Origin of the sequence: Rhizobium ruizarguesonis, from assembly GCF_012349115.1 — a bacterium.
GTDB classification, from domain to species: domain Bacteria; phylum Pseudomonadota; class Alphaproteobacteria; order Rhizobiales; family Rhizobiaceae; genus Rhizobium; species Rhizobium ruizarguesonis.
Map to the genome: position 1 here is coordinate 38441 of NZ_PQIG01000079.1, position 12792 is coordinate 51232.

Sequence of the window (12792 nt, forward strand, 5' to 3'; positions counted from 1 at the left end):
GATGGGCGGCATCGACCGCCCCCACGAGGAGAGGAAACCGCAATGAAACTTTACATGCACGCCGCGGCCTGCTCGCTTTCGCCGCACATCATCTGCCGGGAGCTGGGGCTCGATATCGAGCTCGTCCAGGTCGACCGGCAGACCCACAGGACGAGCACCGGCGAGGATTATCTCGCCATCAACGGCAACGGCTATGTGCCGGCGCTGATGCTCGACGACGGCAAGGTGCTGACCGAGGGGCCGGCGATCGTGCAGTTCCTCGCCGACAGCGTGCCCGAAGGGGCAGCCCTATTGCCTGAGGTCGGCAACATCCGCCGCAACGAGGTGGAATCCTATCTGAACTTCATCACCGCCGAGCTGCACAAGCCGATGGTGTTGCTCTTCAATCCGATTTATTCCAGCGTTCATGGCGAGGTCCGCGCGCTGATCTCGAAGCGGCTCGCTTGGCTGAACGGCCGTCTTGCCGGACCCTATCTCACCGGCGATGCGTTTACGGTGGCGGATGCCTATCTCTTCGTCTGCCTGAACTGGTCGCCCTGGACCGACATCGATCTCAACCAATGGCCGGCGCTGCACGGCTTCATGGCCCGGGTGGCGGCACGACCGAAGGTGCGCGAGGCGCTGCAGGCCGAAGAGCTCGAGGCCTTCGATGCCGACGGCGTCTATTTTGCGCCGCATGCCTATCTCGCCTCATCGGGACGGACCGGCTCGCCGGTCAGGCCGTAAACGCCAGGCCGCCCACACGCGCGACACGGATGGGCATCAGAGCGCGCTGACAGCCACCGGCAAAGCGCGCTTGTGAGTGGTCGCCCGATAGGCGGCGAGGATGCGGCGGCGGGCGATCTCGCCGACCGGCTTGCCTTCGAGGAAATCGTCGATCTCGTCATAGCTGACGCCATAGGCCTCCTCGTCGGGGCGCAACGGCCGCTGGTCCTCGAGATCGGCTGTGGGCACCTTGAACACCAGCTCGTCCGGGGCGCCGAGCCGCTTTGCCAGCAGGCGGACGCGGCGCTTGTTGAGGCCGGCGAGCGGCAGGATATCGGCGGCGCCATCGCCGAACTTGGTGAAGAAACCCATGACCGCCTCGGCCGCATGATCGGTGCCGATGACGAGGCTGCCAAGCGCCCCGGCCAGGGCGAACTGGGCGATCATGCGCTGGCGCGCCTTGATATTGCCGAGGATGAAATCCTGCCGGCCGGCATCGGCAAAGGCGAGGCCGCCGTCCTGCGCGGCGGCAAGCATCGCATCCGTCGGCGCCTTGATATTGACCACCATCGAGCGGTCGGCGCCGATCGTTTCCAGCGCCCTTCCCGCATCCGCCTCATCCGCCTGGACACCGTAGGGAAGGCGCACAGCAATGAATTCGGCCGCATGGCCGCTGTCACGCAGCTCGCGCACCGCCTTTTGAGCCAGCAGCGCCGCCGTCAGCGAATCGACGCCGCCGCTGATGCCGAGGACGTAGCCGCGCATGCCCGAGGCGACGAGATAATCCTTGAGGAAAGCAGTTCGCCGTTCGATCTCCCGCTCAGGGTCGATATCGGCGGCGACACCCAGTTCGCGGATGATCTCGCCTTGTTCGTCGAACAGCACCGTCATAAGCCTTTTCCTCCCCGCTTACGGAATTTCGGCGCCACTATGGCGAAAAGATGAGGGAAGACGAAACCGTTCCGGGCAGACCTGCCATGCATTTTATGCAAGTGGGCGTCGGGGACTTAGGAATGAACTGCCTGAGGGGACGTGCCTCAAGCAACGGTGGAAGGCAGTAGAGACGTTGCGGCATATCCCTTCTCCCCGCTGGCGGGCAGAAGGTGCCGGCAGGCGGATGAGGGGCGGACCGGAGATCTGGATTCTGCCAGCTGGATGGGCTTGCCCCTACCGCACAATCGTGAACAGCTCGACAGGATCGGCAAAACCCTTCAGCCTGTGCGCCCCGACCGACACCACATCCCCTGCCCCGGCCTCGTCGCGAAACGGCGCCGACATCAGCAGGGCCTCCCCGAGTTCGCTGCAGGCGGTCTGGATGCGGCTGACCAGATTGACGTCGCCGCCAATCAGGGTGAAATCGAGGCGGCGGCCGGAGCCGACATTGCCGTAGCTGACCTCGCCGTAGTGCAGGGCGATGCCGGCTTTGACTCCGATGCCCTCGTACTGGAAATGGTCGATCTCATCGAGGATGGCGCGGGCCGATGCCAGGGCCGCGCCGCAGGAATGGGCGGCATCATAGCCCGGGAAGAAGGCGAGCACGGCGTCGCCCATGAACTTCAGCACCTCGCCGCCCTCGCGGGTGATGGCCGGCACGATCCTGTCGAAATAGGCATTGAGCAGACCGAGCACGGTGCCGCCGGGCAGCCGGTTCGACAGCTCGGTAAAACCGCGCAGATCGCAGAGCAGGAGTGCCGCCTCCATCGATTCGATCTCGTCGCGGCGGATGCGGCCGGCCAGGATGCGGCTTGCCGTCAGCGGGCCGATATAGGTATCGAGCAGGCTGAGCTCGACCTGGCGAAGGATGCGCAACTCGCTGGTGTTGCGCAGCGCCGGCAGGATGCGCTCGATCACCTGACGCTCGGAGGCGGTGAAACCGCCCGGCCGCTTCGTGCCGAAGACGGCGGCGCTGACCGGACCGTCGACATTGCAGAGCGGCGCGATGACGAGCTGCATCAGGCCGCGATCGGCGAAGACATCGATATGCTGCCAGCGGCCATGCACGCTTTCGCCGGTATCGACGACCAGCGGTTCGCGGGTTTCCATGACCTTGCGCAGCGGCGTATTTGATATGGCGACCCGGGCGCCGTGTTCGCGATCGTGGATCTCGACCGGCTCGCCCGGCGCCCAGGCGATGGTGCGGCCGATGAATTCGGGATGCAGGGTCATCAGATGCAGGGTCAGACGGTCGACCGGCAGGCCGAGCGCCTGAAGCCGGCGGCCAAGCCCGGAAACCAGGCCTGCTTCGTCGAGCGCGTGGCATTCATCGCCGGAGAGCCATTCGATGATGGAGAGCAGTGCGCCGACACTGACGGCATGGCCGGCTGCCTTGGGCTGGAGTCTGTCGGTATCCGGGGCATAGATCGCAGTTGTCATGGCTTTCTCCTCCTTAAGGGAGGCGGGGCACTAGTGAGCGCCGCCGCCGGAGAGTTGACCGGGTTTTCTGAGAAGCAGGCTTGCAAGCAGGGCGACGACGAGGGCGACGCCGAGCAGGAAGAAGGTGTCGCTGAAGGCCATGATATTGGCCTGCTTGCGTATTTTGAGCGCGATGGCGACGACGGCCTTGTGGCTGGCGAGCGCCTGATCGCTGACACCGTGGCTCATGAAGTAGGCGGTGAGCCTGGCAATGCGATCGCGGGTGGCTTCCTCGAAGACCGAGACCGAGTTGGTCAGGATATTCGAGTGGAACTGTTCGCGCTTCGACAGGAAGGTCTGCAGCGAAGCGATGCCGACGGCGCCGCCGAGATTGCGCATCATGTTGAAGAGTGCCGAAGCCGAACCGGCATTCTCCTGCTCGATGCCTGCGGTGGCGATCGCCGAGAGGGGCGTGAAGACGAGCGCCTGGCCGATGGCGCGGACGATGTTCGGCCAGAACAGCTGGTCGCTCGCATAATCGCCGGTCATGTGCACGTTCATGAAGTTCGAGGCGGCGAAGAGGGCAAAGCCGACGACGATCAGCAGGCGCACATCGAAACGCTTCATCAGCCGCGGCACCAGCGGGATCAGCAGCAGCTGCGGGATGCCGGTCCAGGCGAGAACCATGCCGATCTGCTCGGAATTATAGCCCTGGATGCGGGTCAGATAGATCGGCAGCACGAAGACAGAGCCATAAAGCGCAATGCCGAGCAGGAAATTGGCGACGATGCCGAAGCCGAAGTTGCGGCGCACGAGCAGGCGCAGGTTCAGCAGCGGATTGGCGGTCTTCAGCTCGATGATCAGGAACAGCGTCAGCGAGACGGCGGCGATAACGGACAGGCGGACGATGAAATCGGAGCCGAACCAGTCTTCCTTGTTGCCCTCTTCCAGCACGGTCTGCAGGGCCGCCAGGCCGATCGCCATGGTGACGATACCAGGCCAGTCGCCCTTGGCGAGCAGCTTCAGGTCCATCGGTGCGCGGTCGAGCGAGGCCCAGAGCAGGCCGACCATCAGCGCGCCGGGCACCAGGTTGACGTAGAAGATATATTCCCAGCCCCAGTTCTCGGTGAGATAACCGCCGATCGTCGGGCCGATCGCCGGTGCGAAGGTGGCAGACAGGGCAAAGAGGGCAAGGCCGACCGGTTGCTTGGCCTTGGGCAGCAGCGTGATGATGATGGTGAAGGCCATCGGGATCAGCACGCCGCCGGAAAAGCCCTGAATGGCGCGCAGGATGATCATCTGCTGCAGATTGGCCGCAAAGGCGCAGGCAACGGAAAAGACCAGGAAGAGGATGGCGTTGGTGAGCAGGTAGTTGCGGAGCGAGAAGACGCGCGCCAGCCAGGCGCTGAGCGGAATGACGACGATCTCGGCGATCAGATAGGAGGTCGAAATCCAGCCGCCGTCATCCGTGCCGGCGCCGATCGCGCCCTGGATATCGGCAAGCGAGGCATTGACGATCTGGATGTTGAGAACAGCCATGAAGGCGCCGAGCGTCGAACCGACAACGGCTGCCCACATGCGAAGCGGGCTCATGGCGGCAGGTGTCGCGGGCGCTGCGGCGACGGGGGACGCCAGCGCATTGCCGTTGGCGGCGATCTGAAGAGTGGCCATGGCTTAGCTCCTTCCGGCTCTTGCGGAAAATTCTCTCATGACGGGGTCCGGGTGACCATTCGGGAACGATCGGGATCATTCGGGAAAAAGGGAAAGGATCATCCAGCAGGGTTGGATGATCCCTCCTTAGCTGCCCCAGAGGTCTGGACAGCCTTGGTTTGGGCAGCCTTGGTATCGATTTCAGGCTCGACCGACATGCCCGAGCGCAACAGGCCGCTCAGCGCCTCGTCGTCGATGACGATCTTGACCGGGATGCGCTGGACAATCTTGGTGAAATTGCCGGTGGCATTGTCCGGTGGCAGCAGCGAGAATTCCAACCCGCTTGCCGGCGAAACGCTGTCGACATGACCCTTGATCGAGATATCGGGAAAGCTGTCGACCTTGATCTCGACCGACTGGCCGGGGCTGATATAGGTCAGCTGCGTTTCCTTGAAATTGGCGACGACATAGACCGCATGCAGCGGAACGACCGCCATCAGTTGCGTGCCCGAGGTGACATACTGGCCGACCCGGATCGACCGGGCGCCGACCGTGCCGTCGACGGCGGCGACGATATCGGTATAGGAGAGATTGAGCTCTGCCTGGTGGGCGGCGGCGGCCGCACGGTCACGCTGGGCAACCGTCTGTTCGCGCTCAGTCTGCAGCACCGGCACCTTATTCTGAGCCGTGACGAGGGCTGCCCGATCGCGCTCGACGGCGGCAGCGGCCTGTTCACGGGCCGACTGGGTCTGTTCGGCACGAGACTGGGTGCCGGCGCCGTTGGTGATCAGGCGGGCCGAGCGGGCGGCATCGGATACGGCAAAATCCAGCGATGCCTGCGAGGCATCGACCGTCGCCCTCGCCTGCTCGATCACCGATTGCTGCAGGGAGATCTGGGCGTCGATATTGGTGATGGCGGCTTCGGCCGCCTTCACATCGGCCTTGGCCTGCGACAGCGCTGCCTGGAAGTCGCGGTCGTCGATGCGGGCGAGAACCTGGCCGGCCTTGACCGCATCATTGTCGTTGACCAGCACTTGGCTGATATAGCCGGCGACCTTCGGGGCGACGGTGGTGTAATCGGCCTTCACATAGGCGTCGTCGGTGGATTCGATGAAGCGGCCGACCGTCCAATAGCGGTAGCCGAAATCGCCGGCGAAAGCGACGCCGGCAAGCAGTACGGCGGCGATGACGGCGCGCTTGACGATCCGACGGCTGGTCTTTCTGGGAGTTTCCGCAACCGGGGCTTCGGTGACCGGCGCTTCAGAGACAGGCATGGGGGGCGCCTCAGCGGCAGGTGCCCTGGCGGCTTCCTCGGCCAGGATCTGCTCGGCCTGCTTCGCACTTTCGAAAACTTGCCTGTGGGGTAACTCGACCATCGTCCTTCTCCTTCACTCCTAGCCTCCTCTGTGAGAGGCCATGTTCGATGCGAAGGAAAATGCACCCTGACATTTATTTTGATAATCTGCTTAAATCGGGAAGGATCATCAACTCTCAGCGGATAATCCGAGGGCAATATGGATCGACTGACAAGTCTCACAGTCTTTGGCCGCGTGGTCGAATGCGGCGGTTTCTCCGCCGCCGCGCGCCGGCTCAACATGTCCGTCACAATGGTCGGCAACCACGTGCAATCGCTGGAGGACCGGCTCGGTGTGCGGCTCCTCAACCGCACGACGCGCAAGGTCAGCCTGACGGAAACCGGCAAATATTATTATGAGCGTTCGTCGCAGATCCTGGCCGAACTCGATGAGGCGGACCGGACGGCGGGCGCGCTGAGCACGACGCCGCGCGGCACGCTGAAGGTCTATACCAGCAGCGCCATCGTGCGTTTCCTGCTGCCTGTCGTCAGCGAATTTATGGAGCTCTATCCGTCGATCGCACTCGATTTCAGCGTCGGCGAGCGGATGGTCGACATGATCGAGGATGGATACGACCTGGTGATGCGCACGGTACCACCGCCGGATTCATCGCTCGTCGCCCGCAAGCTGACGCCGTGGCGCCATATGCTCGTCTGCTCGCCGGCCTATTTCGAGAGCCATCCGATGCCGAAGGTCCCGGCCGAGGTCGCCGATCACAATTGCCTGCAATATGCCTATTACCCCTATGGCGACGAATGGCGCTTCGAGGATGCCGAGGGCAACAAGGAGAGCGTCAAGATCAGCGGCAACGTCGTTTCCAACAGCGCCGAGATGCTGCGCTTCCTGACGCTGACCGGGCGCGGCATTTTCCTGGCGCCGAGTTTCGTCGTGTTCGACGACATCGCCGAAGGGCGGCTGGTGAAGATCATGCCGGACTACCGGCCGGTGGAATTCAATATCAACGCCGTCTATCCCAACCGCAGCCATCTGCCGACGAAGGTGAGGCTGTTCATCGACCTCTTGGCGGAGAGATTTGCGGAGCATCGGAAGTGGATGACATGAGCGAGGCAAACCTCGGTGCAACAGGCTGCCCTTCGCGCAATAGAGCTGTCAGGCATAGCCGCAACCATTATCGGCATTGAAGCTGTGAACCGGGCGGCGCGCCGTCAGACTGAATGCAGAAACGAGGGACAAGACCATGGTTGATTTGAAGAAGCATCTCGACGATCTGCGCAGGAAATTCGCAGATAGCGCCGAATTTTTCGATCCGCGATTCCGTCGGGTGGCTGAGAAGATTTTCAGGGGCGGCACGCGCGCGGCCCCCTATTCCGGCGTCTCGACCTTTGCGAGCCTACCCTACAAGGAGGTGAACTTCGCCGCTCCCGATTTTGGTGATCTGCAAGTCGCCGTCGTCGGCATCCCGATGGATCTCGGCGTCAGCAACCGGCCGGGATCAAGGTTCGGACCGCGGGCCGTACGCGGCATCGAGCGGATCGGACCCTATCACCACGTTCTGGATTGCGCCCCGGCCTATGACCTGCGTGCAGCCGATATCGGCGATGTGCCGTTTGCGAGCCGATATCGCCTGGAGCAATGCCATGAGAATATCGAGGCGGCCATCACGAAGATCGTCGCGGCGGGCGTCATCCCAGTCTCGGTCGGCGGTGATCACTCCATCACGCATCCAATCCTGAAAGCGGTCGGGGCGCGGGAGCCGGTCGGCCTTATCCATATCGACGCGCATTGCGATACCGGCGGTCCTTTCGACCAGAGCAAGTTCCACCATGGCGGCCCCATGCGCAACGCCGTGCTGGACGGCGTTCTCGATCCGACCCGCACCGTGCAGATCGGCATCCGAGGTCCCTCCGAATATCTCTGGGAATTCTCCTATGAATCCGGGATGACCGTCATTCATGCCGAGGAGATTTCCGGCATGGGCATTCCAGCCATCATCGAAAAAGCCCGACGCATTGTCGGCGACGGTCCGACCTATCTGTCCTTCGATATCGACAGCCTGGACCCGGCCTTTGCCCCCGGCACCGGAACACCCGAGCCCGGCGGTCTCACCACCCGGGAAGCACTCGAGCTGCTCCGGGGTCTCAAGGGGATCAATTTCGTCGGTGGTGACGTGGTCGAAGTCGCGCCGCAATATGACAGCACCACCAACACCGCCCAGGCGGGGGCTCAGGTTCTCTTCGAAATTCTAAGCCTGCTGGTGTTCAGTCCATCAGTTCAGGGACGCTGACATTGCCTGTTTTGTCGTCAAGACGCGCGGCGCTGTAGGCGCGAGCAGCCGGCGCTTGCACTTGCCCCGCGCCAGCCCTGCGCTTGCGCTTCGGGCGTTCGCCCCTGCAATCGATTCACTGGATCGATTGCTCCCGCTTCGCGGGATCGTGGCTCACTCTTCACTCTCGCTTCTGCCGAAGGCCCAGTCCATGTAGAGTTCCAGCGCCTTGCGGGTGACTGGGCCTTCCTGGAGGTCGCGGCCGTCGAGACGGATGACGCCGACGACTTTGGAATAGTTGCCGGTGGTGAAGATCTCGTCGGCTTGCATGAAATCCTCGACGGAGAGCGTTGCTTCATGCACGTCGAAACCGGCCTTGCGCAGCAGGCCGATGACGCGGGAACGCGTAATGCCGGCGAGGAAGGTGCGGTTGGCGGCCGGTGTCAACACCACGCCGTCCCTGACCATGAAGACGTTCGAAGAGGCGGTCTCGACGACGTTGCCGTTCAGGTCGCGCACCAGTGCATTGTCAAAACCGCGGCTGCGCGCTTCGGCGATCATGCGGCCGCTGTTTGGATAGAGCGAGCCGGTCTTCGCCTCGGTCATCGCCGTTTCCGGCGACGGGCGGCGATAGGGTGAGACGGTGAGGCTGGTGCCGCCATGGCCGCCCATCGGCGCCTCGAACAGGCAGAGCGCGAAGCGGGTCGAGTCCCCATCGACGGAGACGACGCTGCCCGGCGAACCATGTTCGCCCCAATACATCGGCTTGATGTAGATCGGTGTCGCGCCATCGAATTTTGCGACGCCTTCCCAGGCAAGTGCCACAATCTCCTCGGCTGTTTTCACCGGCTTCAGGCCCATGGCGAGCGCCGAGCGGTTGATGCGCTGGCAGTGCAGGTCAAGATCCGGCGCGATGCCGTCGAACCAGCGAGCACCGTCGAAGACCGTGGAGCCGAGCCACATGGCATGCGAGGTCGGCCCGATCAGCGGCGGATTGCCGGGGAGCCATTCCCCGTCGACATGTGTCCAGGTGGTTGAACGGGGTGTTGTATCGACGGCCATGATGGTTTCCTCCTGAAGCCGGAGAAGGAAAAGCCGCCACGGCTAGCCGGGTCAAGGACAAATCGGGGCAGGAAACGCGGAAGCAAGAAAATGCCGGAAGCGGGTGCGAAGCCGCAATATTCGTGCGCAGTCACACGGGCCTCAGCGATGGGTGCATCAGCAAAAATGATGGAATGGAAGGTTGGAATGGCTACTTGTCGCATGCGATGATGGGTGGAACCGCCGCTTAAGAGCGTCGCATCGACTTTTATCCATGCCACGCTCTTAAGCTCTTTTTTATGCATGTCATTATCCCGGAACCGCTGCACACTTCCGGGCGACATGCATTCGGCAGCAAGGGAAGACGCCGATGAAAGCCATGTTTTACGAAGCCTTCGAACAGGCGCCCGAAATCCGCACCGTTGCCGATCCGACAGCGACAGAGGACGGTGTCGTCATATCCGTTGGGGCCAGCGGGCTCTGCCGCAGCGACTGGCACGGCTGGATGGGGCACGACCCGGATATCCGGCTGCCGCATGTGCCGGGACATGAGCTTGCCGGGAGGATCGTCGCCACCGGCCGCGGTGTCATGCGTTTCAAGGTGGGCGACCGGGTGACTGTGCCCTTCGTTTCCGGCTGCGGCCATTGCGGAGAGTGCCATTCCGGCAACCAGCAGGTCTGCCCGAACCAGTTCCAGCCGGGCTTCACCCATTGGGGGTCGTTTGCCGAATATGTGGCGATCGATTATGCCGACACCAATCTGGTGCACCTGCCCGATACGATCGACGATGCGACGGCGGCAAGCCTCGGCTGCCGCTTCGCCACCTCGTTTCGCGCCGTCGCCGACCAGGCGCGCACCAGGCCCGGCGAATGGATCGCCGTGCATGGCTGCGGCGGTGTCGGGCTGTCGGCGATCATGATCGCCACGGCGCTCGGAGCGAATGCGATCGGCATAGACATTTCCGAGGAGAAACTTGCCTTTGCACGGGAGTGCGGGGCGGTGGCGACGGTCAATGCATCCGGCGTCGCCGACGTGGCGGAGGCGGTGCGCGAAATCACCAAGGGCGGCGCGCATGTCTCGATCGACGCGCTCGGCCATCCCGTCACCTGCTTCAACTCGATAAAGAACCTGCGCCGGCGCGGGCGGCATGTTCAGGTGGGGTTGATGCTCGGCGAGCATGCGGCGCCGCAAATCCCGATGGCACAGGTGATCGGCCACGAGCTGGAAATCTACGGCAGCCACGGCATGCAGGCCTGGCGATACGACGCCATGCTGTCGATGGTTTCGGCCGGAAAGATCGCGCCGCAGAAGCTGATCGGACGCCGCATCAGCCTCGAGGAGGCCATCCCGGCGCTGATGGCGCTGGATAAGGCGGAGGCGACGGGGATCAGCGTGATTACCCGGTTTTCGTGAGGGAGCTTCGCCCTCCCCTCGAGTGGCGAGCAAAGGTGGGAGAGCAAGCGGGTTTCGTCCGATATTGTCTTGCTCCGGCTGAAAAGAAAGGGACCGAGACATTGCCACGATTCCGCTTCTCCCCAGCGGGGAGAAGATGCCGGCAGGCAGATGAGGGGGTGAGCGACGGCAGGAGCGAATGCGCTGAGCGAGAGCGAAGAGCAATAATGAATGACGTGCCGTGTGGCCCCCTCATCCGACCCTTCGGGCCACCTTCTCCCCGCTGGGGAGAAGAGGGAGCAAGCCGCGACCTTAGCAGGCGGGCAACAGACGCTATTCAGCCACGCCGATCGAGGCGAGAAAAGCTGATGAAGCCGGGATCTTTGACTTGTCCTTGATCTCGATGATGAGGCGCGGGTTGCTTTCGAGCTTGGCAAGGGCTGCGAAGACGGCATGCCAGCGGATCGTGCCTTCGCCGAGGCTCCAGTGGCGGTCGGCATATCCGTCGGCATCCTGCAGGTGGACATGCTGAAGGCGATTGCCGGCGGCCTTGACGTAATAATCGACCGGCGGCGCACCGGTATAGCCATGGGCATAATGGGCGTGGCCGGTATCGATCGAGACGGCGACGGCGGGCGAATTGAAGCTTTCGGCAAGCGCCACGCGAATATGCGGATCCTTGTCCTCGATGTTCTCGATGACCATGGTGCAGCCGATATCCTCGGCGCGCCTGACGGCGTCGCGCAGGGTCATGTGCGTGCGCTCGGCCAAAGCTTCGCGGGCGCCGGCATTGTCGTCGAGATTGTTGTAGGACCAGGACGTATAAGGGCTGTGGATGACCATATGGGTCGCGCCGATGGCGGCGCAGACATCGAGGCCCTGCAGCAGGCGCCGGGTGACGATGGCGCGGATATCGGGATCTTCCGAGGCGATGGTGAAGCCCCAGAACGGGCCGTGAATGCCGAGGCGGCCGCCATGACCGTCGAGAATACGCCTGGCGCGGGCGGCAAGCGGCGCCCAGTCGCCGTTGAGAATCTCGGCATCGACGAAGCTCTGCAATTCGAGATCGCGGGACTTTTCGAAGAGCCAATCACGGTGAAGTTCGACTTCATCGAGCGTCATGGCTGCGCCGACGACGGGAAGAGAGGACATGGATGCGCTCCATCAATGTGAATGATCAATGTGAATGCCGGGACGGCGTGGAAGGACGGCCCCAGGGAAGGCCAAGAACAGCCGCCGCGTTCTATGCACCCCTTCTGTGTCGGCGGTATTACAGGCGCAGAACCTTTCGCAACCCTCGGGCCTCAGTCATTTCCGCATAGCTGATGTGGCATTGGCGGGCCTTGCGGAAACGCCCCGAAGTACCGATATCGGCCCCGACAGTCTCGTGACGCAATGGCGCGCGAGCGGCTCTGAACCCCTGGCAACGGAGCCGTTTGTTCAGCGCTTCGGCTGATATAGCGCGGTTCTTTGAAAGCGCTCGGCGATGTTACCCTCAACAACAGGGCGGGTTGTCAAAGGCGTCGCAAAGGTCTAACGGCTGCGCCCGCAAGAAAAAGCCCATAAGAAGAAGCCCTGTAAGAAAAAGAAAGAGACATGATGTCCAACTCATTTGTGAAAATGCCTGCGAGCGATGAGGCAAAGCGGTTTTTCGTCCTCGGTGACCGGGTCGAGCGGCGGCTTAGAATCAGCGGAGCCTGGCTCAATATCTTCGACGTCACCGTGCCATCAGGCAGCCGGACGCCGAAACATGCGCATGCGAGCCCTGAAGTGTTCCGCATCCTCGAGGGAAACCTGACGATCTGGCGCCTGAGCGACAGCGGCCCCGAAGAGATCGAGGCCAGCGCCGGCGACATCGTCACCATCCCGCCCTTCATGGTGCACGGCTATTCCAACCGCGGAACCGTCCCCGTGGTCTTTTCCGCGGTCGTCGATCGGGACATGGCCGAGTTCATCGAAGCGGAAGGCGCAACCGAGCCGCCGAAGGCCAGCCCTTCGGCGGACACCATCGCCCGCATGACGGCGGCCGCCAATGCCTACGGGATCACCATTCTCGCGGCCTAGCGGCCGCA

11 protein-coding genes are annotated in these 12792 nt (G+C 63.0%); 5 read left to right on the forward strand and 6 right to left on the reverse strand.

All coding sequences use genetic code 11. The features are described 5' to 3' along the window. Positions 1 to 42: 42 nt before the first annotated feature. Positions 43 to 726, forward strand: a complete 684-nt coding sequence (gene gstA / locus C3Y91_RS17755; RefSeq protein WP_168575638.1) for a glutathione transferase GstA — start codon at positions 43 to 45, stop codon at positions 724 to 726. A 36-nt stretch (positions 727 to 762) separates the two neighbouring features. On the opposite strand, the gene nadE is transcribed toward gstA, so the two are convergent. From nadE to C3Y91_RS17775, 4 genes are all read right to left on the reverse strand, one after another. After that, on the reverse strand, positions 763 to 1596 hold the full coding sequence (gene nadE / locus C3Y91_RS17760) for an NAD(+) synthase (RefSeq protein ID WP_024323947.1): 834 nt from the start codon (positions 1594 to 1596) through the stop codon (positions 763 to 765). Between the two features lie 276 nt (positions 1597 to 1872). After that, entirely contained in the window at positions 1873 to 3078 is a 1206-nt protein-coding gene (locus tag C3Y91_RS17765; protein ID WP_130674861.1) for an adenylate/guanylate cyclase domain-containing protein, read from the reverse strand. A 30-nt stretch (positions 3079 to 3108) separates the two neighbouring features. After that, positions 3109 to 4728, reverse strand: coding sequence for an MDR family MFS transporter (locus tag C3Y91_RS17770; protein WP_024323945.1), 1620 nt, complete (start codon positions 4726 to 4728; stop codon positions 3109 to 3111). A 98-nt stretch (positions 4729 to 4826) separates the two neighbouring features. Beyond that, positions 4827 to 6083 carry an HlyD family secretion protein gene (locus C3Y91_RS17775; RefSeq protein ID WP_168575639.1) on the reverse strand — a complete coding sequence of 419 codons (1257 nt, stop codon included), beginning with the start codon at positions 6081 to 6083 and terminating at the stop codon, positions 4827 to 4829. A gap of 138 nt (positions 6084 to 6221) precedes the next feature. Between C3Y91_RS17775 and C3Y91_RS17780 the strand changes: the two genes are divergently transcribed. Further along, positions 6222 to 7124: a LysR family transcriptional regulator gene (locus C3Y91_RS17780; RefSeq protein ID WP_018070873.1), complete on the forward strand. Its 903-nt coding sequence runs from the start codon at positions 6222 to 6224 to the stop codon at positions 7122 to 7124. A gap of 136 nt (positions 7125 to 7260) precedes the next feature. Then, on the forward strand, positions 7261 to 8307 hold the full coding sequence (speB, locus tag C3Y91_RS17785; protein ID WP_168575640.1) for an agmatinase: 1047 nt from the start codon (positions 7261 to 7263) through the stop codon (positions 8305 to 8307). A gap of 153 nt (positions 8308 to 8460) precedes the next feature. Here speB and C3Y91_RS17790 read toward each other — a convergent pair whose 3' ends face one another. Next, positions 8461 to 9348 carry a branched-chain amino acid aminotransferase gene (locus tag C3Y91_RS17790; RefSeq protein WP_130654998.1) on the reverse strand — a complete coding sequence of 296 codons (888 nt, stop codon included), beginning with the start codon at positions 9346 to 9348 and terminating at the stop codon, positions 8461 to 8463. Positions 9349 to 9697: 349 nt separating this feature from the next. Here C3Y91_RS17790 and C3Y91_RS17795 point away from each other — a divergent pair, with 349 nt between their 5' ends. After that, positions 9698 to 10741, forward strand: coding sequence for a zinc-dependent alcohol dehydrogenase family protein (locus C3Y91_RS17795; protein ID WP_168575641.1), 1044 nt, complete (start codon positions 9698 to 9700; stop codon positions 10739 to 10741). Between the two features lie 312 nt (positions 10742 to 11053). Here the strand turns inward: C3Y91_RS17795 and C3Y91_RS17800 are convergent, their stop codons facing one another. Continuing rightward, positions 11054 to 11872 (reverse strand): sugar phosphate isomerase/epimerase family protein, encoded by an 819-nt coding sequence (locus C3Y91_RS17800; RefSeq protein WP_168575642.1) that lies wholly within the window; start codon positions 11870 to 11872, stop codon positions 11054 to 11056. Between the two features lie 444 nt (positions 11873 to 12316). Between C3Y91_RS17800 and C3Y91_RS17805 the strand changes: the two genes are divergently transcribed. Further along, positions 12317 to 12784, forward strand: a complete 468-nt coding sequence (locus tag C3Y91_RS17805; RefSeq protein WP_024323938.1) for a cupin domain-containing protein — start codon at positions 12317 to 12319, stop codon at positions 12782 to 12784. Positions 12785 to 12792: the final 8 nt, after the last annotated feature.

Excerpts from the sequence above, each read along its gene's own strand:
- gstA (WP_168575638.1), top strand. The coding sequence starts at position 43 with ATGAAACTTTACATGCACGCCGCGGCCTGCTCGCTTTCGCCGCACATC.
- nadE (WP_024323947.1), bottom strand. The coding sequence starts at position 1,596 with ATGACGGTGCTGTTCGACGAACAAGGCGAGATCATCCGCGAACTGGGT.
- C3Y91_RS17765 (WP_130674861.1), bottom strand. The coding sequence starts at position 3,078 with ATGACAACTGCGATCTATGCCCCGGATACCGACAGACTCCAGCCCAAG.
- C3Y91_RS17770 (WP_024323945.1), bottom strand. The coding sequence starts at position 4,728 with ATGGCCACTCTTCAGATCGCCGCCAACGGCAATGCGCTGGCGTCCCCC.
- C3Y91_RS17775 (WP_168575639.1), bottom strand. The coding sequence starts at position 6,083 with ATGGTCGAGTTACCCCACAGGCAAGTTTTCGAAAGTGCGAAGCAGGCC.
- C3Y91_RS17780 (WP_018070873.1), top strand. The coding sequence starts at position 6,222 with ATGGATCGACTGACAAGTCTCACAGTCTTTGGCCGCGTGGTCGAATGC.
- speB (WP_168575640.1), top strand. The coding sequence starts at position 7,261 with ATGGTTGATTTGAAGAAGCATCTCGACGATCTGCGCAGGAAATTCGCA.
- C3Y91_RS17790 (WP_130654998.1), bottom strand. The coding sequence starts at position 9,348 with ATGGCCGTCGATACAACACCCCGTTCAACCACCTGGACACATGTCGAC.
- C3Y91_RS17795 (WP_168575641.1), top strand. The coding sequence starts at position 9,698 with ATGAAAGCCATGTTTTACGAAGCCTTCGAACAGGCGCCCGAAATCCGC.
- C3Y91_RS17800 (WP_168575642.1), bottom strand. The coding sequence starts at position 11,872 with ATGTCCTCTCTTCCCGTCGTCGGCGCAGCCATGACGCTCGATGAAGTC.
- C3Y91_RS17805 (WP_024323938.1), top strand. The coding sequence starts at position 12,317 with ATGATGTCCAACTCATTTGTGAAAATGCCTGCGAGCGATGAGGCAAAG.